Here is a 24,622-nt window from a genome sequence, read left to right as displayed (position 1 = left end):
GGCTGTCCTCCGCATCAGGCTTTCTTCAATAGCCGACGCCCATTTCGGGAATCGGTGCATCAACCGGACCGGCAAAAGGAACGGCGTCCCATGCGGGTCACAGCCCGCAATTGAGGCACCGTTTCAAAAAGGTTAATCCTTGCCGGTCCGGTTTTTCTTTTGTCTTTTTGCTGGTCAGGAAGTGCAAAAAAGCAACTATTATGGGGCTTATCGCTATATTTGACTGAATAGCTGCATAGAAGCAATTATTTCTTCGGTTTTCTCCACTTATCGCTCTTTTTCGAAGAATTAAGTGCTTATATGGATTTATTTCGCGATCGAAACGGAAAGTCATTGGAAATAAGTATCGTTTTGCACCTGTTTGCCTCGCACGCCTTGATCATCGTTCGCCTGACCTCCAAACTGCAATGTGCAATAGAAAACAGCTTTCGTAAAATACGCGCCAGTCGTAAAAAAAGCTGTTCCAAGCCGGTCTGCGGCCATCCCCCTGTCTACTGGACAAGGGCGGGCCACCTGCGGCTTTTGGAACAGCTTTTTCGTTTTGTACCGCTGTCGGGCGGCTCTATCCTATTGCGCTCCTCCGGTTCGACCCCATTAGCGCCGCTTCCGGCGGATAGCCACCGCCGCTGCGATGGCGAGCACGCAAACGGCGATGCCCGCGATCAGCCACAGCATCGTGCCGGAGGTACCGGCTTCTTCCGCCTCTTCGGTTTCAGCCGCATCCGTTCCGCCTTCCGGCATGACGGTGGCGGAAGCGGATGCCTCGGGCGAAGGAGACGCAGGCGCCGCGCTGCCCGCCGGAGAGGCGGATGCTTCCGCCCCGGCCGGCGGCGCGCTCACGGAAGCGTCCCCGCCTGCACCGGGCGAAGCCGATTCCTGCGGCGTCGCGGAAGCTTCGCCGGCGCCACCCTCCGAGGAGCCGGACTGCGATTCGGACGCCACCGTAAACCGGTAGGAATCGTTCATCACGTGTCCGTCTCCGCCGGATACGGTCCAACTGGCCGTATAAGCCCCGGCCGCCAGCGGCCCGGCCAATTCGGCCGTGACCGTGCCTCCATCGACCTTGACGGCGGCCGCGGGAACCGGTTGTCCGTCATCCCCCGTGACCGTCAGGCTGCCGTCGGGCTGCAAATCCATATTAAAGGTAACGGAAACCTCGGTCACCGGTCCGGACGCCGTGCTGTCGGCAGCGGGCGAAAACGCCTCGGGGTGGGCATGGGCGGATACCGGAGCACCGCGCAGCACGGAGACGAAAAGTAAAAGAGCAAAGACCGGAATGCACTTGCGGAACGAATAAAACCTGCGCATAATTCCTCCTTGTGTGATTTATGTCATAGCAAGATTATAGCGCATTCGCTTCCTAAAAGCAGATGGAAGTTGTTTCGTTCCCGGGCGTCACTTTTCCCTGGATGGGTAAGGACTTAAAAAAGAGCTGCTTGGAAGCAGCGGAGCAAAGGAGGAACCGGAATGAAACGGGAGGAACTGCTGGAGCAAGCCAGGCGGAACGCCTTTACCCATGTCCGCGTCGGAGAAGCCGTGCAGGACCTCGGCGATTATCTGGCCGGGCTGCCGGAGGACGGCCGCGAGTACAGCCTTCATCCGAACGGTACGGTGTACCGCCGCGACGAGCTGGGCTACGAGGAAGCGGAGCCCGCTTTCCGCCTCTTTGCCGAGAATCCCGGCCCCCTGGCAGATTTAAACGGAGCCCAATGCACGGTCGATTCGGGTTACGGCGGAGCGACGTACAAACTATCCGTCGAAGGACCGGAAATCGGGCTGGAGAACACCCGCCTGATCCGCGTTCAGGTGCACAAAGACAGCAAGCTGGGAGAAGCGCCCGTGTTCAATGAAACGTTTCCCGAGGACCAGCTCAGCCTGGAGCGGCTTGTCCATGAATTGGACAAGCAGCAGCTGACCGGGCTTTCGCAGTGGCTGCGGGACCATGCGCCCGCCTCATTGCGTGCCTAACGAGGCTGTCCCCCGAGGATTAACACGAAACGGAAACAACCCAAAAATGACCTCGGAACCCACGCTCATGTGGAGAACGAGGTCATTTTTTTAGTCTAGTTGGCTCCGGCTTTTTCCGGGCGCTCCCCTACCAATCCCTGCGCAGCAAAGCCTTCAAGCGCTCCACCTGCTCGCCGCCGAGCCGTTCCGCAATGCCCCGTTCCATCTCCTGCTTTTTCCGTTCCAGCTCCAGTACGCTATCGCAGCCTTTGGACGTAAGCGCAAAATATTTGTCCCGCGCATGCTCTTCCGCCGCGAGCTGTTCAACCCATGCCCCCGCCAATAAGCCCTGCACGCATTTATGCGCGCCCTGGCGGGAAATGCCCAGGAAACGGCCGAGCCCCGACACGGTTTGCGGGCCATGCCGGTGAAGCAGAGCCAGCGCGTGCGCTTCCGTTTTGCCAAGCGGCGTACCGGATTCCTCATGCAGCCTGCGCCGGAGTATATCATGCTTTTCGCTCATCAGATCAATCAAGTTGGTCGGCAATGGCCTTTGGTTCATGTCCAATCTCCTTGTCGCAGTCCGTGTACGGAATCCAATTTTGTCAACCAGGTTGACAAAATAAGCGAATTTCCGCTATGATGCTTTAGTATAATTTGTTCCGCTCAAGAGATAAAGGAGAGAAAACATGGGGCGCAATAAAAAAGAAGCATTGGTCTTCACTTCATTGATGTGTTTCGGCATGGTTGTTTTTATGACGGTGTACAACGTCTGGCTCAACCAGGGGTTCTCGGGCGCCCTGCTTCGCGACGCGGCGGCGGGATTTCTTCCGGCTTTGGCCGTTGCGCTCGTTTTGGATCTGTTTATTGTCGGCAAGCTGGCCAAGAAGCTGGCCTTTCGGCTGCTGAAGGAAGCCGATCCGCCGGTCAAGAAAATCTTAACGGTCTCACTGTTTATGGTGTGCGGAATGGCCTTCTGCATGTCTTTGTTCGGCACGCTTATGCACAACGGATTCTCCGGAGAAGCTCTGGCCCGTTTTCCGTCGGTCTTCTTGTTCAATTTCCTCTTCGCGCTTCCGCTGCAGCTGGCTGTTGTCGGTCCGCTGACGCGGGCTTGCTTCAAGCAGTTGTATCCCGCATAACTTCATGGAACAAGCGGATCGTGCCGCAAAAAGGGCTTGCCCCTGTCATCCGATAGGATCAGGGGGCAAGCCCTGCTGCGTCCGCGCGTCTTACGATTCCGCCGCGACAATGTCCTTCAGGAACGGAAGCAGTGCTTCCTTCAGCTCCTTGTTTTTCATCGCGTAAGCAATTGACGTTTGCATAAAGCCCAGCTTCTCGCCGACGTCGAAGCGTGTTCCGTCGAAATGGTACGCATACAGCTCCTGCTCCTCCGACAGCCTCGCCAATGCGTCCGTCAGCTGGATCTCTCCGCCGACACCGGCCGGCACCTCCTCCAGAATGTCAAAGATGCGCGGCGTCAGGATATAACGCCCCAGAATCGCCAGGTTCGAAGGAGCGTCTTCCCGCTTCGGCTTTTCCACAAAACGCTTGGCCCGAAAAACGCGATCCGATACGGCTTCCCCCTCCACGACTCCATAGCGCGATACTTCCTCCCACGGAACCGGCTGAACGCCAACGATTGCCGATTCATACCGGTCATAGACGTCAATCATTTGACCCAGGCAGGGCGGGTCCGCCTCTACGATATCGTCTCCGAGAAGCACCGCAAACGGCTCGTTGCCGATGAATTTGCGGGCGCACCAGATGGCGTGGCCCAGACCGCGCGGCTCTCCTTGACGAACGTAATGAATATCCGCCATCTCGGAAGGGCGGCGCACTTCCTTCAGCAGCTCCCATTTCTGTTTTTCCGCCAGGTTATATTCCAGTTCAAACGAGTTGTCGAAGTGGTCCTCGATCGCCCGCTTGCTTTTACCCGTCACGATCATGATGTCTTCGATGCCCGAAGCCACGGCCTCCTCGACAATGTACTGAATCGTCGGTTTGTCCACGATCGGCAGCATTTCCTTCGGCATCGCCTTGGTCGCCGGCAGAAAACGGGTCCCTTGCCCCGCTGCCGGTATAATCGCTTTGCGGATTTTCATGGATGTCTCCTCCCGGTGCTTGATTCATGCTGTTCCTTCGGACAACGGTTATGCTTTGCCGTTCAGCTTGACCAGCTTCTTCAGCAGGGCGCGCATGGTTTTGTGCGATTTCAGCTGGTAACGGGCCTGGGTGGTTCCGGCGCCGATTTTAATCGAGAAGGCTTCCTCCGGCATCGCCGCAAACATGTCTTCGTCCGTATGGTCGTCGCCGACCGCGAGCAGAAAATCATACGGCCGTTCGCGGGTCATCAGATGGACGCCGTGGCCTTTGTTCACCCGGCTGTCTTTGACCTCCAGCACTTTGTTGCCCTCCAGCACGCCGAGGCTCATCGGCTGCGTAATCGACAGCAGCGCCTCCCGCAGCTCGTTGCGCTTGCGGACGACCGTCTCCGGCTCGCACTGCCGGTAATGCCACGCGAGGGAAAACTCCTTTTCCTCGATCAGCGAGCCCGGCATCCGGTCCGTGTACATCTCCATGATGTGGCGGATCGGTTCCTTCCACTCGTTGCCGACATTGATGCTCTTGACCCACTCGCCTCCGGGCTCGCGGATCCACAACCCATGGGACGCGATAATGTACACATCCAGGTCCCCGAGCCATTTGTCGATGATAGCCCGGTCCCGTCCGGTGATAATCGCCACCGTGTTGCGCTTGTCTTCGCTCAGCTCCGTCAGGAGCCGCTTCAGCTCCTCGTCCGGCTTGGCCTGATCGGGAGTCGGCTTGAAGCCGACCAGCGTGCCGTCATAATCGAGAAACAGCAGCCGGCTGTCCGCTTTGCGGTAGGCCATTTCCAGCACGGAGGAATCGGACAAGTCGAGCAGCGGTTTCGTGCCGGGCGGCTCCGTGTCGGCATTCTCCAGCGCGGTAATGAATTCCTCCGCCCAGAAGGTTACGCTGTAACGGGAAAGCCGCCGGTGAATGCGTTTGTTCCGCTCGATCTTTTCGTGATCCGGCATGTCCAGGGCGGTCTTCAATCCCGCCGCGATCGCGCCGTGGTCGTTGGCGTTCACGATGACGGCTTCGCCGAGCTCGCTCGCCGCCCCCGCGGTTTCGCTCAGCACCAGCATGCCTTTGTAGTCGGTCCGGGAAGCGATGTATTCCTTTGCCACCAGATTCATGCCGTCCCGGAGCGGGGTCACCAGCAGCACATCGCTGTGCCGGTAGAAGGTGATCAGGTCCTCCTGCGAAAAGGAGCGGAAGAAGAACCACACGGGCATCCAGTTGACGGTCCCGAACTGGCCGTTTACTTCGCTGACCAGCACCTCGATCTCTTTTTTGAGCCGGTCGTAGGTTTCCACCTCTACGCGGGACGGCGCGACAATCAGATTCAGCCGCACCTTCTCGTGATACTCCGGGTAGCTCGCCAGGAAACGCTTGAATGCCTTGATCCGGTCCGGAATGCCTTTGGTGTAATCCAGCCGGTCGATTGAAAGGATGTTTTGAATGCTGCGGGTGCTTTCGATAAAGTCGGTCAATTCAGGCGACAGCCGGTCATCGGGAACCGGGTTGGAGAAGTAGGCGTAATCAATCCCCATGGGAAAAGCGTCAACGCGCACCGTATGCGTTTCGCCAATGATTTTGTAAAGGTTATGCTCCAGGCCGAGGATTCTTCTGACGCTGCTGACAAAGTGCCGCACGTAATCGTAGGTGTGGAACCCGATCAGGTTCGCGCCCATCAGCCCCTGTAAAATTTCCTCGCGCCAGATGAGCAGACGGAAAATTTCGAACGAAGGAAACGGAATGTGCAGGAAAAAGCCGATCTTCGCGTCCGGGTACCGGTCCCGGATCATCTGGGGCAGCAGCATCAGCTGGTAATCGTGAATCCAAATGGTGTCGTCCGGTTCAATCACCGGCTCCAGCGCGTCAAAAAACTTCTGGTTGACCTGCCGGTAAGCCTCCCAGGTTTCGGTCCGGTATTCGGTCTTGCTGGTGAAGTAGTGGAACAGCGGCCAGATCGTCTCGTTGCAAAAACCGTGATAGTAGTCGTTGACCTCCGACTCCGTCAAGAATATGGGCAGGCAATTGTATGTACCGCGCAATTCCCCGGCAACCGCCTGCTCCTCCTCCGCTTCCAGCTCATCCTGCGGCAAGCCCGGCCAGCCGGCCCAAACGGTATTTCCCTGCTCGTGGTAGCTTTTGAGCCCGGTCGCAAGTCCGCCGATGCTTTTTTGATAAACCAACTCCGCTCCGCTTTTCTTTACGGTCACGGGCAGCCGGTTGGAAACAAATATAATTTTGCTCATGTCGGTCTCCTTCCCTTTTCCGCAAAGTCTCTTTCTATAAAAAAGAAAACCCGCTCCGACCGCTCGCCTCCTGTCGGGTGCCTGCCGCATTCCCGCTGCCGGCAGATGAAAACAAGGGCGTACTCGGAAGAAACGCTTGGATTATCCTTACCTCTTTTTCGGAATCCTGACGCATTCGGTCAGCTTGGGAGATTGAGCCGCTCCTTTCCGGGTTATCTAAACATAAGCTCGATAATCACCCGCACAGAGGCCCGGGAGGACCGTTGCGATGACCTGGCTAACCTTCTTGATGGCGCTCGTTATTTCCTGTGCCCATTTGCTCGCCAAGCATCTGCGTTTTCTGGATGTTATGCCGCGGAGCTGGTTCCTGTCGGCTGCCGGGGGAATCTCGGTGTCCTATGTCTTTATCCATATTTTGCCCGAGCTTCAGCAGAATCAGGAAATCCTCGCCCCCAGTGTGCCGGAAGCCCTGCGCTATCTGGAGCACCATGTGTACCTGCTCGCGATGGCAGGCCTGGTGCTGTTCTATTGCCTGGAACGGCTGGTACATGCGCACCTGCATTCCCCCAAAACGGGACGGCTTCTTTCCGGAGACGGCATCTTCTGGGTGCACGTGGGCATCTTTTTTGTCTACAACCTGCTCATCGGCTATCTGCTTGTTCACCGGATCGAGCAAACCGCTTCGAGTCTGGTTCTGTTCACTATTGCCATGACGCTGCACTTTGTGATGAATGATCATGCCCTGCGGGAGGCGCACAAAGCCAGATACGACCGCGTCGGACGCTGGTTTCTGGCCGCCGGGGTGCTCATCGGCTGGCTTCTGGGACAAGGAATCGACCTGCACGAAGGAGCGGTTGCCTGTTTGTTCGCTTTTCTCGCCGGCGCAATCGTTCTGAACGTCCTGAAGGAAGAGCTGCCCAAAGAGCAGCAGAGCCGCATCCTTCCCTTTCTGCTGGGGGTCGCGGGGTACAGCGCCGTTATGCTCGCATTCACTGCGCTGGCCTAAGCACGCGGGCTGATTTTGCCTTGGCCCTGGACCTGGCCTTCGAAAGACGTTTTCGGAAAGCAAAAAGCCGGCCCCGAATGCCGGAGCCGGCCGGAGAGAGGGCTGCCGCCCTCGCCTGTGCGCGGTTTATTCGGTTTGCAGCGAATAATTATACAAGCTCACGCTATCCACGGCGCCGAGCTTCCCGTATAAAGCCTGGGTCTCTGCTCCGGGACCGGTCAAATAGGCGTACTCGATGCCCTTTTGATCCAGCCGCTTGAAGCATTCCCGGATCACCGCTTCCGCCAAGCCTTGGCGGCGGTAGGCGGGATGTACGCATACCTTTTCGATCTCCGCATAATTGTTCTCGTAATCCGCAAACGCGAGACAGGAAGCGACCTGACGCCCGTCCGTATCAAAGACGGACAAATCGAGGTCGGGCGCGTAGCAGGGCATTTCGCGGTTATAGGCAAACAACAGCCGGTGAAGGCTGCTCACTTCCTCAAGGCCGTCCCAAGCGTTTACGAAAAGCAGGTTTTTCCCTTCATAGTCAGGATGCGCGTGCATGTCGCGAATGCGGTAGCGGCTGTCCAGCCGGATCGGCTCTGCCGCCTTGTCGCGCACCCGATATTGACGCGTAATGCCCGACATATAATGCCGTGTAAACCCCTCCTCTTCCAACGCCTGAATCCAGGCGGCATGATCCCCGTAGGCGTCCGCATTCAGCGCGCCTTCACGACTGCCCCAGTTGGCTTTGACCCATTGGAGCATTTCGCGGTACAGGTATTCGTGCCCTCGTTTTGCAAACGCCGTAAAATACGAATCGCAGTTTTCGGAGATGACGAAGCCCGCCACTTCCCCCAGATTGGTCAGCCACAGCTGGGCGTTCTTTCCCATAAAATCCGGAAAATACTTTTGCTCGCGCCAAAGCCCGTATCTCCAATCGCCCAAACGGCCGATGCTCCAGATGAAGCGGTTTTTTTTGTCGGCGTAGTCCTCGATCAGAAACCGCCAGAGGCGCTCATAATCGTTATTTTTTTCATCATAAGATCGGGTATGTACGGCCATATTTATCGTTCCTTTCAAAATCAAATTTGCAAAGCCGCCGTTTCAGCAGGAATGCGGTTAAACGCAGATAGGATAACGCGTTCCAGTCAAAAGTCATCACCATCGGACGGAATTGGGTGTAGCCCTCCGTAATCGGAAGCTTCCCTTTGCTGTCAATTAGCAGCGCGTCAACAGGGAAGGGCAGGTTCAGCGCCCGTTCGGCCGCCGTCACTTTGCGTTCCTGCCCAATGATTGATTCGTCGCCGATGACGATCGCCGAGCAGACAGCCCAGTCTCCGGCGGGCAATGACGAGGGGCATCCCGGCTCAATGAAAATGCCGGGCCGCCCGGGACTTTCCGCCAGCGAAACGCCATCCCAGCGGGCAAGTTCTTCCTTCAGCATCCGGGCCGCCTCGCCGGCGGCCCGCCCCAAGGGATCGAGGCAATCGATGATGATAAAGCGATGGCTCAAACGGCTCCTCTCCCTTCCCGCTCACCCACGGTCTCGATCCACAAGCCAGCCTCCGTCTCCTCTGCGGTGATTTTGCTTGGCTTGAGCCGAATGGTTCCGTCCAGCACTTCCATCAGGCGGCGGAAGACAAGCTCCGGGGAAATGTCCGAGCTGCGTGTAGAAGCGGGGACCAGGCTATAGTTCATCCGTACGGGCCGGAAGCTTCTCCGAATCGGCTCTGGGTCGTAAGGATTCGCCACGTCCGGAAACAATTCGCCCCAGATCGTGAGGTTGGGGATTCCCATAAGCGCCGCGATATGGCCCGAGCAGCTGTCGATGCTCACCACGGCCTGAAGGCGGGAAATCAAATCGAATAGCTCGGGAATTTTCAGCCAGCTCATATCGAGCAGCCCTTCAATTTCGCCGTATTCGTGCGGACTCAGGCCGATGAGCGTCACCCCCTCTTCCCGGCAGCGTCTGGCCAACTCACGCGCATGCGGCTCCGGCCAGCTTTTCCCCTTGCTCGACGCGGTATGGAAGTGAAGCCCCACGACCGGGGCTTTGCCCGCAAGAAGCAGGTCGACCGTTTGCCGTCTTTCCTTCGTGATGGTTTCTTTCAACCGTATGCGTGCAATCGCGGTTTCCTGCAGCTCGTCATAATCTTTTTCCAGCCCAAGTCCCATTGCCCAAGCGTCCGTGATATGCAGAAGACGGCTCGGCAGTTTTAAAGGCAGATGGGAGACGGCATAGCAGTCCGCATACGCTCCGGATTCCAGAAGAGATTCGTACAGCCGGTGGTTCAGGTTTGGCAGCGGAAACCCGTAAATTTCGCATTCCGGCAAAAAGAAGCGGAGCAGGTGAAAAAGCCCCGAATTCCTTACCGTCAGTAGGTGCAGCTTTCGGCCGGCATCCTCCTGTTCCCGGATAAACGCCAGCAGCAAAGGGTAGAGCATACAAAAATCGCCGTAGCCGTCCCCGTCGAAAAGAAACACGGCATTGGGCCTGCTGTCCACCGAAGCGGTTTCGGGTTCAAGCCTGCGCAAATTGGAGTATTCAAAGTAGCAAAAGGTATGGCTCCGCCAGCGGACGCCGCGCAGGCTAAACTCTCCGGGAAGGCTGCCAATCAGGTATTCAAAGCCGATGATTCGCGCCGAAACGTCGTTTTTCTCGCAAACCTCAAACAAAAAAGCGTACCCTTCTCCCGCTTCCGGAAGCGCATGATCCGCCCGCTCAAAGCGGCTTCCAAAAAAACTGTCCAGCAGGTCCGCGGCGGCTTCCCTTCCGTCTTCCCGGCCAAGCCGGGCGACCGCCATTCCCTCCGCAAACGGAAGCTTCGACCGGTCGGCGATTTCCAGCCCGATAAATTGCTCCGTGTAGCCGGGAAGAATTTCAAGCACCAGCTCTTTTAATTCCGCCGGGCATACCAAAAGACAAGTCCTCCGCGCAAGCGAAAAATAGGCTTTGATCAAATTCATACGCTGCAGGACGTTTTTGTTCTTGCCGAATATTGCCACGGATTCCCCTCCTGCATGTCTTAAATGAGCTGATCCAATATCTCCTCAAACGATTGGCAGTAACTCATGCACAGCCCGCGGGTCCCGCTGTCGACAATGTTTCCCCCATGGACGCCGATTGCCGGAAATCCCGCGAGCCGCAAAGCACAGACCCCTGCGCCGCTGTCCTCGATGCCGACAACAGCGCTGCGTTCTTCAAACCCGATGCCCAGGCCCACCCGACAAGCTTCCTCGTACAGCCAGGGATGCGGTTTGGCGCACAGCTCGCCAAGCGTTCCCGCGCTTCCTTTTTTCAACGGATATCCGGCAGTGATGATGCAATCGTAAAACGTTTCGGGGGATCCCAGACCTAATGTCTGGAAGGCGGACAAAATTTCCGGATAGGCTTTTTCGTAAAGGCCAGAAGTAACCAGCCCGATCCGGATGCCCCGGCCCTTCAGCTCCTGAAGAAACTCCTTTACGCCCGGAGCGGGTGAAAAGGCGGCTCCCGTACGCCGGCCGGCCAAAATCGCATCCATTTCTTTGCCCGTATGAAGGTGATACAAAGCCCGGGCCTCCTCAACGGTTTTGTCCGGGCAATATTTGGACAGGCAGTAATGCAGATGCTCCGATACGCTATGCCCCGATACATGCGGAATGTCCGCGTCCTCGAATTCAAAACGCGGGTTGTCGAGAAGCCCCGCCACCGTGTGTTCGATAATGGAAATCCAGAAGCTTTCGCTGTGGACCGTCGTACCGTCCAGGTCCATCAGCACCGCTTTGACCGGCTTGCGAAGCTCTACCGGGTGAACCGGGTAATAGGCGGGATAACCCAGGGCGGATTTCACATAGGCAATCGTCCGGGTTTCAAAAACAATAAACTCCACTTTAGCGTCTTTGGTGGCAAGAATTCGTTCAACACCGTTTTGGCCAGCGCAAAACAGACGGTCGGCACTTCGTTCCAGCGGCAGAAGCCCGGAATCCATTCCGACTTTTCCGAGTCCCGGCAGCTCCAGCACGGCTTCCATCAGATCTCCTCCTTGATCAGCGGCCGCACAAGCTCTCCGGACGACGATTTCTTGTAATCGCCTACATATTCCAGCCGAATGCCAAGCCTTCCGACTATTTCGAGCTCCGGGATGTCATCGTGCAGACGGTCGATCCCCTTGACGAAAATATCGGGGGTCAGCCTTTCAAGGGAGGCGTTGAAGGACTCTTCTTCAAACACAAACAGGTAGTCCACGCACTCCAAAGCGGCGAGCACCGCACACCGCTCTTCCGCGCGAAAAGTCGGCTGACGGTTTTTGCGGCGCAGGATGTACTCGTCCGCATTTACACCAACCGTCAGAACGCCGCCCATGTCCTTGGCGCCGGAAAGGTAATCCAGGTGGCCGATATGAAAGATGTCGAAGCAGCCGCAGGCGGCGATGATCCGCTCGCCCGACGCCCGGTGCCGGTCCAACAAAGGAAGCAAGGCGTCAATGGAAAACACTTTGTTTCTCAACGTTTCCGATTCCCCTTCCATGCCCTCAATCACGCTTCAAGCCGTATGCCTGGCTGCCGGTCACACCGCCGTATATCCTCCGTCCACCGGTACAGCCGCCCCGGTCATGAAAGAAGCTTTTTCCGAACAAAGCCAAACGACCGCTTCCCCGATTTCCTCCGGTTTGCCGTACCGGCCGACCGGCTGATGCGCCTTCATCAGCCGGTCCATGTCACGGGCGGGCTGCTCCTGCACCCATCCGGGGCATACCGCGTTAATGCGTATGCCTTTGGGGGCATATTGAACGGCCGCCGATTTCGTCAGGCCTATGACCCCGTGCTTGGCCGCACTGTACGCCGGATTGAAGGCGAGGGCGCGCAAGCCGTTGACGGAGGAATTGTTTACAATGGCCCCCGAGCCGCCGCGGAGCATCAAATTCAACTCCTGCTTCATGCACCAAAACACACTTGTTAACACGCCGCCGATCGTTTTTTCCCATTCCGCTTCGTCGAGCTGGTCAAGCAGGTTTGTTCCTCCTTCGCTGATCGCATTGTTGAATGCATAGTCCAAGCGGCCGTAGCGGGCGTCGATCTCCCCGAACAGCGACCGGATCTCCTCAAGCCGGGAAACATCCGAGCGCAGCCAGACGGCTTCGGCGCCCAATGCGCGGAGCTCTTTTTCCGCAAGGACCCCCTTTTCCTCCGAACGGCCCGTGATAATGACCGCCGCGCCCAGCTTTGCAAACGAAGCGGCCGCCGCTTTGCCGATTCCCGATGAGCCTCCCGTTACCAATGCTACGTGTCCCTTCATCCCGCTTCCCCTTATCTTTTTTCCTGTTTGCGCCTAACCAAGGCGGTCGCCCTTTCCATCATCGTTTTCGGGGACAGACCGTTTGCTTCCTTTACCTGCTCGTAACTCCCGTACCCTTTCGGAAAATGATCCTCTATCCCGATCCGGTCATAAAGCACACCCTGAACGCCGATTTCCAGCATGGCCTCCGCCACTGCCCCGGATAGCCCCCCGATCACACTGTGCTCCTCCACCGTCAGCAAGGCTCCTGTCTCGGCTGCCGCCTGGGCCAGCATATCCTTGTCCAGCGGCTTGACGGTCGGGAAGTGCACCACCCTTGCTTGAATTCCTTGGGACGCAAGCTTTTCCGCGACGGCAAGGGCGTCCTGCACGATCGGCCCTGTCGTCAGAATCGCCAGATCGTGCCCTTCGCGGAGCAAGGTCCCTTTTCCCAGCTCGAAACGGTAATCCGGACCGTAAATTTCCGGTTCCTGTGTCGATCCGAGCCGGATGTAGACCGGTCCCTCGATTTGGCTCGCCGCCAAAAACGCGCCCTTGGCTTCCAGGGGACTCGCTGGGCAGACGACACGCATGCCGGGAAGCGCTCTCATGATCGCGATGTCCTCTATCGTGTGATGGGACGCGCCCAAAAGGCTGAAATTCAGCCCTCCGAATGCGCCGACCAGCTTCACGTTTTGCTCCTGGAGGCAGACGTCGTTTCGGATTTGCTCGTAAGCCCGCATGGTCAGAAAAGCGGAAATGGCAAAGGCGAACGGAATTTTGCCGCAGCTGGCCATGCCCGATGCGCAGGAAACCATATTTGCTTCCGAAATGCCGAAGTTGACAAACCGGCCTGGAAAAATACTTTGAAAGAGTTCAAATTCCATAAATCCGTTGTCCGCCGTCAGGACCACGACGTCCGGGTTACTCTTCACCAACTGCCGAATGGTATGAAAAAAAGGAGTTCTCATGCAAATTCCTCCCCGCTTCCCGTTATGCCCAGCTCCGCGAATGCCAGCTCCCGTTCTTCCGGGGTCGGCAGGCGATAATGCCAATGCGGGTCGTTCTCGGCAAAGCGGAGCCCCTTCCCTTTGACCGTGCGGGCGATAATCGCCCGCGGTTTCCCCTCGGCGGACGGGGGCTGTGACAAGCAGGCGACGAGTTGATCAAGGTCATGCCCATCCGTTTCGATCGTCTCCCACCCGAATGCTTCCCACTTCTCTTTGAAAGGGTTCAATCCGATGATAGTGTCGAGCGTATCCATGGCCTGAAGTCCGTTATAGTCCACAAGCACGGTCAAGTTATCGAGGCGGTGCTGGGCTGCAAACAGAGCGCCCTCCCACACGGAGCCTTCCTGGCATTCGCCATCCCCGAGGAGTGTAAAGACGCGGAAAGGCCGTTGATCTGTTTTTGCCGTCCATGCCGCACCGGCGGCAAAACCAAGCCCATGACCCAGGCTGCCGGTCGATGCCTCGATGCCGAGAGCCGCATTTCGAGCGGCCAAACAGCCCAGCGGGGAACCAGGCTGGCAGTAGTCCGCCAGCAGCCGGTTGCTGAAATAACCGGCTTTGGCCAGCACCGCATACAGCGCCACGGCACCGTGCCCCTTGCTCAGCACGAACCGGTCCCTGTCCGGATCGGTGGGATTGCCGGGATCGTACCGGAGGACGCCTCCGAAATACAAGGCGGTCAAGATTTCGACAATTGAAAAAGAGGAGGCAATGTGGCCTCCTTCTCCTTTGCATATGGTGAGGAATATAGCTTTTCGGATTTCGCTGGCGATCGTCTCCAGCGTGTTATGACGGGAATCCATCCGCTGTCCGCCCTTCTTGTCCGGATAAACAAAAATAACAGATACATCCGAATGTACTTTGTTTAAACTTATCTCTCATATTATCCCATATTAAATTCATCGTCTATATTAAGTATTCTCATAATATGACAATTTGATGGATATTATTTCCTGACCGCCTTTCATTCGGCCATATTCGATTCCACGCAAAAACCCCGGCCCAAGCCGGGGTTTTTCAGTGGAGCCGATGAAAATCAGATCAGGCCGGCGAGCGCGGACGCTTCGACCTCGACCTGCGGCCGGAACTCGGCCGATTTCGCGTAAGTCAGGATGCTGTGCAGGAATTGCCTTCCTTCCGGCGTTTCGGCCGCTTTTTCCGCGTCCAGCGGGCAGACCAGAAGGTTCCCTTTCCCTACCCGGCATTCAAACAGAAGCCCCAGCTTGTGGTTCCGTTCGAAGTTGTCGATGGTTTGGACGATGGGAAACAGCTCGCGCGGAAGGCTGTCCAGAATGACCGAGCTGGAATGGGAGACGATGCTCCACCAGGCATATGTGGAATGCCGTTCGCTCGGAAACGCCTGCAGCGCGGGATGCGTGTTGTCGATCAGAAGGCCCATTGTACCGACCGGCACCGGCTTGTTCATGCTTTCGGAGATGGAGCGGAACATCGGGTAGCACCAGAAATCCGTGCTGTAGAGTCCCTCCACGGCTTGCTTGACGCGGTCCGGCTTCGGCATCAGAAGCACGTTTTCGCCGCGGTGCAGCAGCGCCAGCGTTTCCGGCGTGAGCTCCTCCGCGATATGCAGGCCCCCCTGATCGGCGCGGATGCCCGCCGGGTACAGCCAAAGGTCGTACGTTTTGCGGATGTCCGTTCCGTCAATGAACAGCGACAGCGTAACCCGCTTCATGGCGCCGACTGCGGGAAGCAAAAGCTCAAGCCGGCAGACGTCGATGTAATTGCCCTTGCCCGCTGCGGAGGCTTCGTTCTCTCCGCTCAAAAGGATGCGGCCGCTTGACGCCTCTTGCAGCTCCCACTTCAGCGTGAACCGGTCGAGCGCCGCTTCCCTGTAGCAGCACAGCTCCACATCCGCCGCAAACCGTTCCTCCGACACGTAATTGAATTTGTCAAAGCGCGCCAGCAGCACGGCATCCGAGCAGAAGCTGCGCCATTCCTCCGGCGTCACCAATCCCTTCGAATCCATAAAGGCGTCGAGGATGCCGACCAGCGCCGTACCCTGCCCGGGGAAGTCCTGAAGATCCAGAATCTGAAAGCCGGCCAGCTTTCTGGAGCGGAAGGCGGCCTCCAGCTCTTCCTTGTAACAGGCAACCGCCAGCTTGCCGGAGTTTTCAAAGTAGGCTTCGGCCAGGTGCCCGAGCCCTTTCTCCTCCAGCCGTTCCCGGAACACCTCGAAATTTTTTGCCTTCAGCGGTCCGGTATACTTGCCGGTTTCGGCGAAATTGGGGAAGGTGGCGTATTGGCCGATCTCATGGGAAACAACAGGCACCTTCGGCACCAGCTCTTCGGCGTTTTCCTCCGCCTTTACCGTGCGGGCTTCGGTGCCGTACTGAATCTGGATGGTGCCGCCGCTCTCCGGTCCGGTCTCACCGTCCGCCGGAAGGGCGGACGGGACGATCGCTTCGTCATAGTCCTTGCGCGTGCTTGGCCGGTCGGTTTGCACATGCCCGAGCGGTGCGTCGCACATGGCGTAGGAGCCGCGGAACAGCCGGTCACGCGAAAACCGCACACCGCAAAAGAAGTCCTCGTGCTCCAAAATGTCCGGAACAAATTGGAAGTTGTTCGACCCTTGGGTATACAAATGACGGTTATCAAACGCTTTGTATGCTTTGAGAATGCCGTCGAGCCGCGGCTTGCTGCCCCAAAGCTCGTTGCCGAGCGACATCATGACAAAGGACGGATGATTGCCAAACGCCTCCAGAATCGCATAGCCTTCGCTGATCAAATAATCCTGTTCGTCCTGATTGTGATTCTCATACGTTTCATCCGTAATGGTGCCCCAGAAGGGCAGCTCCGGCTCCATGTAAATGCCGAGCAGGTCCGCCGCCGCAAACGCGGCGTCCGGCGGGCAGCAGGTGTGAAAGCGGTAATGGTTGATTCCATAAGATTTGGCGATGCCCATAACATGAAGCCATTCTTCCACGGTGGTCGGCGCATAGCCGGTAAGCGGAAAAATCAGGCCGTCATGCTTGCCGCGCAGGAAGGTTTTGGTGCCGTTGATCCGGAACTTGTCGCCCGCTGCCGTAAACTCGCGGAGCCCCGCGACCAGCTCGTATGTATCCAGCACTTCACCGCTGTAGTTCAGCAGCTTCAATTGCAGGCGGTACAGATTCGGCGTCTGGTCGCTCCAGAACAAGGCTCCCTCCCCCAAGGCGTACCGGACGGACAACGTCTCCCCGTCCGCCGGGAAAGTCTGCTCTTCCGGCGTATGCTCCGCGTCCCCGTTAAAGGAAGCCGCCGAGATGGCCAGCCGGCCGCCGCTCACACTGCCGGCAAGCTTGGCCGTGATCCCGAAGGACCGGCCTGCCGCATCCGGATAAACCTGCACGCCTTCCAGATAGGCGTCGCCGTAAAAGCGAAGCTCCATCTTGCCGGTAATTCCATTCCAATTGGTTTGCGTGTCTTTTGAAGTCAGATGGCCGCCTTTGGTCGGGTAATCCGTATTGTTGACCCGGATCGTCAGGGTATGCCGGCCTGCGCCGAGCAAACCGGTCAGCTCGTAAACATGCGGCGCGTTCAGGCTGTTCTTCATGCCGGCCTCCCGGCCGTCCACCCAAACCGTCGTGACACGCGTACGCTCCAGGAACAAAAAGCACGGCCTGCCCTCCAGAGCAGCCGGTATCTCGACTTCACGGGCAAACCAGGCATCCCCTTCGAAAGCGTATTCATCCGTCAGAGCGCCAAGCTCGACGGCTTCGTTCCGCTTTCCTTTTCGGGCGTAGGAAGTGGTGCCGGGCAGCATCATTGCATCCGTGTACTCTCCCGGCCAGCCCGTCTTCCGTTCATCCAGCTGAAGCTCCCAGACGCCGGCCAAATCAATCGTCGTCAACATGTGAAACCGTCCCTTCTTTTGTCATTCTTCGTAGTGGTAGTCCCTGAATTCCTGGGGCGTGCTGCCGGTAACCTTTTTGAACAAAAAAGTAAAATAGGCGGCGGTTTGAAAGCCGACCTGTTCGGCTACCTCGTATACCTTCACATTGGGGTCCCGCAGCAGCTCCTTGGCTTTCTTCATGCGCGTTTCCTGCACAAAATCGGAAATGGTTTTGCCGGTCTCCTTTTTGAACAAGACACTCAAATAACTCGCGTTCAGGTGGAACTGCGCCGCTAACTGCTTCACAGTCATGTTGTCCCGGATATGCTCTTCGATGTACTGTGCAATGCGGTGGATCAGGTTGTGCTGAAGCGTTTCCTGCTCCTTTTCTTCCATCTGCTTATACTGCGAAAGATACTCCAGGACAACCTCGCGCACCTCCGCCGCAGCGGTGCAGGCGATGAGCCTCTGCCACATCTGGATGTTCATTTCGCCGACCGCCGTTTTGTAGCGCTTGAATTTTCGCGCCAATTCGCTGATGAGGCCCATGCCGAAAGCCTGCACGTAGGAGAACGCGACCGCTTCCCGGGTCAAAAGCGCATCAAACGCATGGTTGAAGTAAGCGGCAGCCTGCTCGCGGTCTCCCTTCTCCATAAACTTGACGATCTCCGGTATGTATTCGTCACGCAGCCGGAAATCCCTGTATTCGGTCGCTTCGGCCTGGTCAAAATATAAAATCTGGCCTTCCCCGGCCAGTCTGGCCTTGGCCATCATATGCTTGACCTCTTTGTATAAAAGGGGCGCTTCTTCCCAGGCCCGGCATTCCCGGCTGATCCCGATCGTGACGGGCGAGACGAATTTTTCCCGGACCATGTCCCGGATGAACGGGAATTGCTTCTCCATCTTCGCCCGATCAGCAGGCGGCAGATTCAGCAGCACAACCGCCGCCTCCTCCGCCCCCGTCTTGCCGATATAAACGCCGGCATAATCGGAGAAGGCCACTTTTACAATCTTCATCAGCCCGTCCGCGAGCAGAATCCGCTGCCGCGCGTCTTCCCCACCGGATAAATAAAGGCGGTCGTAGCCGAATAAAAACAAGCTGATTTTCCAGTCCTCCCCGGGCAGATCCAGCAGCCTGCCCCAGGACGCCATCCCTTCCTCGCTGTAAGCCCGGCCCTCGATCAGGTCGTTGACAAACCGTTCCTGCAGCACCTCCCGGCTTCCGGTCAGCTTCTCCTTGAGCTCACTGGTTTCCTGCTCAATTTGCTTTTTCTTCTCGATCGAGGTCCGGATGGCGGACAGCTTTTCCTCCAGCTCGCCGGTTTTGATCGGTTTCAATACATAGCCTTTCGCGCCGAGGTGGATGGCCTCCTGCACGAATTCGAACTCGTCGTAGCCGCTGATCATCAGCGCCTGCAGCGCTTGCAGACCGGGAAGCTCCCGGCAGGCGGCAAGAAGCTCGATGCCCGACATGCCCGGCATGGAGACATCCGTGATAAGCACATCCACCGGCCCGGAGGCCAGAAGCCCGAGCGCTTCTTCCCCGGATTCCGCGGTAAGCGGCGGAGCGTACCCAAGCGCTTCCCAACGGATGTGACGGACGAGGCCGTCGATGTGCAGCGGCTCGTCGTCCACGATTAACGCTTGAATCATTTGTCTTCCCCCATCCTGATCTCGGGACGTTCCTTGCAGACGGGAATTTCAATCGACACGAACGTCCACTCGTTCTCGCTGCTGTCGATCCGGAATCGGCCTGCCGCGCCGAAATACAAGCGGAGCCTTTCCCGGATGTTGTTCATCCCGAAGCCGTTTCGGGTGCCGCTGTACCGCCCGGCCCGGATTTGCTCCAGGCGCTCCTTCGGAATGCCTTTTCCGTTATCCCATACCTCAAAAAGAATGGAATCCTCCTGGCGGCGGATGGCGATCCGGATCAGGGCCCCGGGTTTCTTGGTAATGCTGCCGTGCAGATAGCTGTTTTCCACAATCGGCTGAAGCAGCAGCTTGATGGTATACAAATCAAGCACATCCGGCTCGACGTCCCATTCCACCCGCACCCGGTCCGGATAGCGCAATTGTTGAATCTCCACGTATGCCTTCAAATGCTCCAGCTCGTCGCGGATGCAGATGACGTTCACCCGGTTGTTCAGGGCAAGCCGGTAAAAGGTCGTCAGCGCGTCGATGGTGCGAATCTGCGTTTCGTCCTGTATGTCCATGGCCCGCCAGCGCACCAGGCTGAGCGAATTGTAGATGAAGTGGGGGTTGATCTGGGCCTGCAGCGCCCGGAACGCTTGCTCTTTTTCATTCAGATGCGCCTGCATGTTCTCCTCGACCAGCTTGCCGAGCCGGCGGGACATGGAATTGAACAGCACTTCAAGCTCGCCCAGCTCGTCCTCGTCCCGGCTCCGCACCATGACGTCGAAATCCCCCTGGGAGATGTCGGTCATCCGTGCTCCGAGCTTGCGGATGCGCCATACCACGTTTTTCAAAACCGTCAGAATCAGGAAAATGGAAAGCAGCAGGAAGAACGCAACGGCAATGGCCACGGCGAGAAACACCCATTTTGACTGCTGCTCCATCCGGTCGATGTGTATCAGCGCCGCAACGGTCCAGCCGGACGCCAGCTTCCGTTCGATCAGGAGCTTGCCGTTAATAGAAGACGAGGCGGCCTCGTTTTTCTCCCAATACGGCTGGAGCGCCGACTCCTGAACGCCCGCCCCGATGTCGTCCGGCTCCGATGAGGCGATGATCCGGTTGTCTCCGTCCACGATGTAGAGCTCTCCCGCCCCGTTAAACGGATGCTCAAATGATTCGGCAAAAACCGTATGGTAATCGAGCAGCAGGTAAACCACGCCGAAAACTTCCCCGTACGGGCTTATGATCGTTCGGGACACCACCAGCTTGCTGTTGTCATTTTGGGCGTTGGACCAGGTCAGCGCCTGCGATGATGCGGTTCGGGTCTGAAACCAGGCGTTTTCGTTCACGCCGGAAAGCACCCGGTTCTCGGGCTTCCACAGCAGCCCCCCGTCCTGGACCAGGGAAGCGTTTGCATGATAAATCCGAAAATCCTCAATGCCGGGCAAATGGCGCCGCGTAAACAAAAAAGATCGGTCGACGTATTCCACCGTCTCGACCTGCTCGTACATGTCGTTATAATCCCGGGACAGCCGGGAAATCAGTTCTCCGTCGGTCGCGGTCCGGTTCGCCAGCAGGTCGTAGCTCTGCTTCCGGAATTCAATGCTCTGCGCGTTCTGCCGGACCGCTTCCTTCGCGGTGATCAGATAGTTTTCCCTCACGTGCTGCAGCGCCACATATCCGGCTGCGGCCGCCAGCAAAACCGTAGGGAGAAACACGATCACGCTGTAAAAAAACACAATTTTTTTTCTCAAGCTCATGGAACGGGTGACCCGCAGGATCGCCTTTTCCAGCCGCTGCCTCAGCTTCATCCCATCTTACCCCCGTTCCCGCCTTGCTGCCGTAAAAGGAAAGGCAAAGGGAGCACCCCCCCGGAAGGGGCTGCTCCATTCCCTTAAAATTCGCCGTTTGCCTGGATGTCCGCCTGATAGGTTTCCATCCATTCCTGCTTCATTTCGGTCCAGTGGCCGCGCTTCTCCAGTGCGTCTCGGAACGCGTTCCAATTGGCCTCAAACTGCTCGTCGTCCTTCGCCATGATCAGCTTGGCGCGGAATTCCTTGCGGATGTTCTCCAGCTCCGGCGCGTATTTCTCCCAGAGCCCGCCCTGCTTCGGCACGAGCAGATCGTAGGAGTGGGCATTGCGGACCCCGCCCATTTTGCCGACCGCTTCGGTAAATTCGGAGGTTTTGGTGGCGCCTTTCTTGTCTACCTCTCCGACGTTCCACCAGGGATACCATTTGTTGCTGTAGGACGAAACCATGTACAACTCCGGCGTAACCTTTGCCTTCTGGGCCTGGTCTCCGGAATTTCGAGCCTGTTTGTAATTATCGTCGATGTATTTCCATTTTCCAAGGGGCTGATCGATCCAATCCCAGTATAGGCCTGCGGGTCCTTCGTTGATGACCTGCTGCATTTCCGGCTTCGCCTGGAGCGTATAATCGAAGAATTTCAGGATCGCGTCCAGGTTTTTCGTATTTTTGCTGACGTACACATCGTAACCGGGATACGGATTCACCACTTGGTTGGTGCCGACTTTGTCCACGCCCTCCACCTTCGGGAAGGGAATGACCTGATAGTACCAGCCCGGCTCGGTCGGACCGTCCAGCACTTCCCACAGAGAGGCGTCGACGTTAAAGAAGCTTCCGACGTTCATGGCGACGCGGCCGGATTTGTTTTTCTCCTTGTACCGTTCCTTCTTGTCCGTGACGACCTCGGGGTCAATCAGCTTTTCGCGGTACATTTTGTTCAGCCATTGATAGGCGGCCTTGTATTGGGGATCGTCGTAGGTAAAGACGAATTCGTCGCCTTTCTTCTCAACGCCCGAGCCGCTCGTGGATACCCCGAAGGCGGTCAGGATGGCGTTCTCGTCATTCCAGCCCATCGTATCGTTCGTGTCCATCAGGAACGACATGGGCAAAAGCGTATTGCCGGAAGCGTCCTTTTGCTCCGCCGCCTTCCGCAGGTAAGCTTCGACCCCTTCCAGCGTCGCCAGGTCCTCCAGCTTCATGCCGGCCTTCTCGACAACGTCGGTTCGCACCATCCAGGACAGCGACGCCCAGCCCGGCCACGGATCGTCCGGGTTTTGGTCAAACCAGGTCGGGATGGACCAGATGTGGCCGTCCTTGTCCTTCATCCGCTCCAGGTACTGCTTCGGAATCGCCGCCAGCCCCGGGTATTTGTCCGGCATGTCGAAATATTGCTCCAGCGGCATGATTTTGTTGGAGCGGCCCATTGCATTTTTGACCGTCTCGCTGCGCGAGAAGATGGCGGCGTCTTTGAAGCCGTCCGTATTCAGCCGCAGGTTCAGCGCCGTGATCGCATCGCCCTGCGTCGCTTCAAGCTCAACATCGACGCCCGGCTCTTTTTCTTTCCAGTATTTCTGCACCAGGCTGTCGTTGTTGATCGTGGCCGCCCACCCCAGCCAAAGATTAAACGAAGTGGACCCGCTGCCTTCCGGGCTTGCCGCTCCGCCGCCTTCCGTCTTGCCGCCCGAATTCGAGCAGCCCGCCATCACGGCGAGCGCAACCGCAAGCGTCAGCGCGGCTCCGCGCTTTCTCCCTTTCCAACCCATGGAACAACTCCCCTGTTCTTTGCGAATTTTGGTATATGAGTGCTGCCTTATACCCTTAGTAAAGCCGTGTCAGCCTTTGACCGATCCGATAAGCACGCCTTTGACAAAATACTTTTGCAGAAACGGGTACACGCACAGGATTGGAATCGCGCTGACCATCACGACCGCCATTTTGATGGACATGAGGGTGATGTTCTGCATTTGCGAGCCTCGGGCCAGCGCCTCCTGGTTGGTGTTCGAACCGAGCACCACCGAAATGTCCTGCGCCGAAAGCAGCTGCTGAAGGAAGGTCTGTACGGGAATCAGCGACTGCTTGCTCACGTAAAACGCGCCGGCAAACCAGTCGTTCCAGTGCCCGACGGCGGTGAAGAGCCCGAGCGCCGCCAGCATCGGCTTTGACAGCGGCACGATGATTTGCCAGAGGACCCGGACCGGTCCCGCCCCGTCCAGCTCCGCCGATTCGATAAGCGCTTCCGGAATGCCCTGGATGAATTTCAGCATGACGAACATGTTCCAGACCGAAAACAAGGTCGGGATGATGTAGACCCAAAATGTGTTCAGCAGTCCCAGGTTGTTCAGCTGGATGTAGTAGGGAACCAGACCGCCGTTGAACAGCATGGTGATCAGGATGTAGGTCAGAATGCCGCCCCTTAACGGCAGGGCTTTGTAAGACAACCCGTAAGCCACCAGCAGGGTGACGATGAGGCCGCCGATCGTGCCGAGCACGGTGCGCCCGATCGTGATCAGGTAAGCGTGCCGGATGACCTCGTTGCCGAGTACGATTTCATAGTTAATGAGCGTAAATGCTCGTGGCCACAAGTACACGCCGCCCTTTGCCGCATCCGAGCCCTCGTTCAAAGAGATGGCCAGCATGTAAGCAAACGGATACAAAACCGACAGGCAAAGCAGGGACAGCAAAACCACTATGGCCCAGTTGGAGATTCTTTCGGAAAGTGTCTGTCTCATCTCGGCTCACCATAATCCCTCTCCGTTGATTTTGCGGGACAGCGTGTTTGTCGTGACCACCAGAATCAGACTGATGATCGAGGACAGCAGCCCTACCGCGGTCGCCATGCCGAAATAGCCCTGTTGAAGACCGCTTCGGAGCACGTACGTATCGAGCACGTCCGCCACTTCCTGGTTGGCCGAGTTCATCATCGGATAAATTTGATCCATGCCGACCGTGATCAGGCTCGGAATGCTCAGAATCAGCACGATCGAAATGGTCGGCAGAATGCCCGGAAGCGTGATGTGCCGGATTTGCGCCAGCTTGCCAGCGCCTTCCACCTTTGCAGCTTCGTAAAGCTGCGGATCAATCGTGGTGATGGCCGCCAGGTAGAGAATCGTATTCCAACCCGTTTCCTTCCACAAGCCGCTGGATACCACGAGCGGACGGAACCATTCGGTCGAGCCCATGAAGAAAATCGGTTCTCCACCCGCCTTGGTGATCAACTGATTGACAAGTCCGGCGTCCAGCGTCAGAAAGGACTGAAGAATGTAAACGACCACGATCCAGGAAAAAAAGTGGGGCAGGTAGCTGACCGACTGTACAAAGCGCTTGAAGCCGGCGTGCGCCACCTCATTGATCATGAGCGCCAGCAGAATCGGCGCGGGAAAGCCGAAAATAAACTTCAGCACCGAGATGAAGAGCGTGTTCCGAACGACGGTCCAGAACTGCGGCTCCTGCAGAAACTGGAAGTTGTCCATGCCCACCCACGGGCTGCTCCAGATGGAGGAGCCGATCTGAAAGTCCCGGAAAGCCACCTGAATGCCGGCCATCGGGATGTAGCTGAACAGAAAAAGCAGAACCACTCCAGGCAGGATCATCAAATACTGCCATCGGTACTTCAAAAGCTTCGCCAACATACGCATCCCCCTCTTTGTTCCATACTAAAGGGGAAACCGCTTTCCTACTACCCCACAGCGATTGGAATTCTTTCGATTTGGTTTGGTCCTTGCGAGGGGGTTGCTTTGCAGGAAAATGAAGGAAAAAAGAGGGTGTCCCAAAAGTCATCATAGATGACGGAGGGGCGACC

General features: G+C 57.2%; 21 protein-coding genes. 3 read left to right on the top strand and 18 right to left on the bottom strand.

Translation table 11 applies throughout. The features are described from left to right. Nucleotides 1-594 precede the first annotated feature (594 nt). A complete protein-coding gene (locus AC6I6H_RS00105) occupies nt 595-1,308 on the bottom strand; it encodes a copper resistance CopC family protein (protein WP_497949118.1) in 714 nt (237 codons plus the stop codon). Between the two features lie 159 nt (nt 1,309-1,467). Here AC6I6H_RS00105 and AC6I6H_RS00100 point away from each other — a divergent pair, with 159 nt between their 5' ends. Further along, nucleotides 1,468-1,968, top strand: coding sequence for a hypothetical protein (locus AC6I6H_RS00100; RefSeq protein ID WP_497949114.1), 501 nt, complete (start codon nt 1,468-1,470; stop codon nt 1,966-1,968). 127 nt (nt 1,969-2,095) lie between these two features. Here AC6I6H_RS00100 and AC6I6H_RS00095 read toward each other — a convergent pair whose 3' ends face one another. Then, a complete protein-coding gene (locus tag AC6I6H_RS00095; protein WP_497949112.1) occupies nt 2,096-2,509 on the bottom strand; it encodes a MarR family winged helix-turn-helix transcriptional regulator in 414 nt (137 codons plus the stop codon). 127 nt (nt 2,510-2,636) lie between these two features. Between AC6I6H_RS00095 and AC6I6H_RS00090 the strand changes: the two genes are divergently transcribed. After that, nucleotides 2,637-3,089, top strand: coding sequence for a DUF2798 domain-containing protein (locus AC6I6H_RS00090; protein ID WP_497949110.1), 453 nt, complete (start codon nt 2,637-2,639; stop codon nt 3,087-3,089). Between the two features lie 90 nt (nt 3,090-3,179). On the opposite strand, the gene galU is transcribed toward AC6I6H_RS00090, so the two are convergent. Next, nucleotides 3,180-4,052, bottom strand: a complete 873-nt coding sequence (gene galU, locus AC6I6H_RS00085; RefSeq protein ID WP_497949108.1) for a UTP--glucose-1-phosphate uridylyltransferase GalU — start codon at nt 4,050-4,052, stop codon at nt 3,180-3,182. A 48-nt stretch (nt 4,053-4,100) separates the two neighbouring features. Next, a complete protein-coding gene (locus AC6I6H_RS00080) occupies nt 4,101-6,296 on the bottom strand; it encodes a bifunctional alpha,alpha-trehalose-phosphate synthase (UDP-forming)/trehalose-phosphatase (protein WP_497949106.1) in 2,196 nt (731 codons plus the stop codon). 268 nt (nt 6,297-6,564) lie between these two features. Between AC6I6H_RS00080 and AC6I6H_RS00075 the strand changes: the two genes are divergently transcribed. Then, nucleotides 6,565-7,302, top strand: a complete 738-nt coding sequence (locus AC6I6H_RS00075; protein WP_497949104.1) for a hypothetical protein — start codon at nt 6,565-6,567, stop codon at nt 7,300-7,302. Between the two features lie 126 nt (nt 7,303-7,428). Here AC6I6H_RS00075 and AC6I6H_RS00070 read toward each other — a convergent pair whose 3' ends face one another. From AC6I6H_RS00070 to AC6I6H_RS00005, 14 genes are all read right to left on the bottom strand, one after another. Continuing rightward, nucleotides 7,429-8,349, bottom strand: a complete 921-nt coding sequence (locus AC6I6H_RS00070; RefSeq protein WP_497949102.1) for a GNAT family N-acetyltransferase — start codon at nt 8,347-8,349, stop codon at nt 7,429-7,431. Further along, nucleotides 8,324-8,800, bottom strand: coding sequence for a hypothetical protein (locus AC6I6H_RS00065; RefSeq protein WP_497949100.1), 477 nt, complete (start codon nt 8,798-8,800; stop codon nt 8,324-8,326). Before AC6I6H_RS00065 ends, AC6I6H_RS00070 begins: the two co-directional genes overlap by 26 nt. Then, nucleotides 8,797-10,293 (bottom strand): glycosyltransferase family 9 protein, encoded by a 1,497-nt coding sequence (locus AC6I6H_RS00060; protein ID WP_497949098.1) that lies wholly within the window; start codon nt 10,291-10,293, stop codon nt 8,797-8,799. The genes AC6I6H_RS00065 and AC6I6H_RS00060 overlap by 4 nt, the downstream gene beginning before the upstream one ends. 20 nt (nt 10,294-10,313) lie before the next feature. Continuing rightward, complete coding sequence (locus tag AC6I6H_RS00055; protein ID WP_497949096.1) at nt 10,314-11,300, bottom strand: HAD family hydrolase; 987 nt, start codon at nt 11,298-11,300, stop codon at nt 10,314-10,316. Then, nucleotides 11,300-11,776, bottom strand: a complete 477-nt coding sequence (locus AC6I6H_RS00050) for an adenylyltransferase/cytidyltransferase family protein (protein WP_497949092.1) — start codon at nt 11,774-11,776, stop codon at nt 11,300-11,302. Before AC6I6H_RS00050 ends, AC6I6H_RS00055 begins: the two co-directional genes overlap by 1 nt. 60 nt (nt 11,777-11,836) lie before the next feature. Further along, a complete protein-coding gene (locus tag AC6I6H_RS00045; RefSeq protein ID WP_497949089.1) occupies nt 11,837-12,565 on the bottom strand; it encodes an SDR family NAD(P)-dependent oxidoreductase in 729 nt (242 codons plus the stop codon). An 11-nt stretch (nt 12,566-12,576) separates the two neighbouring features. Next, complete coding sequence (locus AC6I6H_RS00040) at nt 12,577-13,515, bottom strand: transketolase family protein (RefSeq protein WP_497949086.1); 939 nt, start codon at nt 13,513-13,515, stop codon at nt 12,577-12,579. Next, entirely contained in the window at nt 13,512-14,357 is an 846-nt protein-coding gene (locus tag AC6I6H_RS00035; protein WP_497949081.1) for a transketolase, read from the bottom strand. Before AC6I6H_RS00035 ends, AC6I6H_RS00040 begins: the two co-directional genes overlap by 4 nt. Before the next feature lie 233 nt (nt 14,358-14,590). Then, nucleotides 14,591-17,404: a DUF8487 domain-containing protein gene (locus AC6I6H_RS00030; RefSeq protein ID WP_497949077.1), complete on the bottom strand. Its 2,814-nt coding sequence runs from the start codon at nt 17,402-17,404 to the stop codon at nt 14,591-14,593. Nucleotides 17,405-17,425: 21 nt separating this feature from the next. Next, the gene (locus AC6I6H_RS00025) at nt 17,426-19,036 is read right to left on the bottom strand and encodes a response regulator (RefSeq protein WP_497949073.1); all 1,611 of its coding nucleotides are present in this window, start codon (nt 19,034-19,036) and stop codon (nt 17,426-17,428) included. After that, complete coding sequence (locus AC6I6H_RS00020) at nt 19,033-20,826, bottom strand: cache domain-containing sensor histidine kinase (RefSeq protein WP_497949071.1); 1,794 nt, start codon at nt 20,824-20,826, stop codon at nt 19,033-19,035. Before AC6I6H_RS00020 ends, AC6I6H_RS00025 begins: the two co-directional genes overlap by 4 nt. 83 nt (nt 20,827-20,909) lie before the next feature. Then, on the bottom strand, nt 20,910-22,586 hold the full coding sequence (locus AC6I6H_RS00015; protein WP_497949067.1) for a type 2 periplasmic-binding domain-containing protein: 1,677 nt from the start codon (nt 22,584-22,586) through the stop codon (nt 20,910-20,912). A 69-nt stretch (nt 22,587-22,655) separates the two neighbouring features. Next, complete coding sequence (locus tag AC6I6H_RS00010) at nt 22,656-23,552, bottom strand: carbohydrate ABC transporter permease (protein ID WP_497949063.1); 897 nt, start codon at nt 23,550-23,552, stop codon at nt 22,656-22,658. A gap of 6 nt (nt 23,553-23,558) precedes the next feature. After that, a complete protein-coding gene (locus tag AC6I6H_RS00005) occupies nt 23,559-24,452 on the bottom strand; it encodes an ABC transporter permease (protein ID WP_497949060.1) in 894 nt (297 codons plus the stop codon). Nucleotides 24,453-24,622 lie beyond the last annotated feature (170 nt).

This window comes from Gorillibacterium sp. sgz306347 (genome assembly GCF_059735245.1).
Note: the sequence above shows the minus strand (reverse complement) of the source record. Positions and strands in the feature narration are given on the sequence as shown.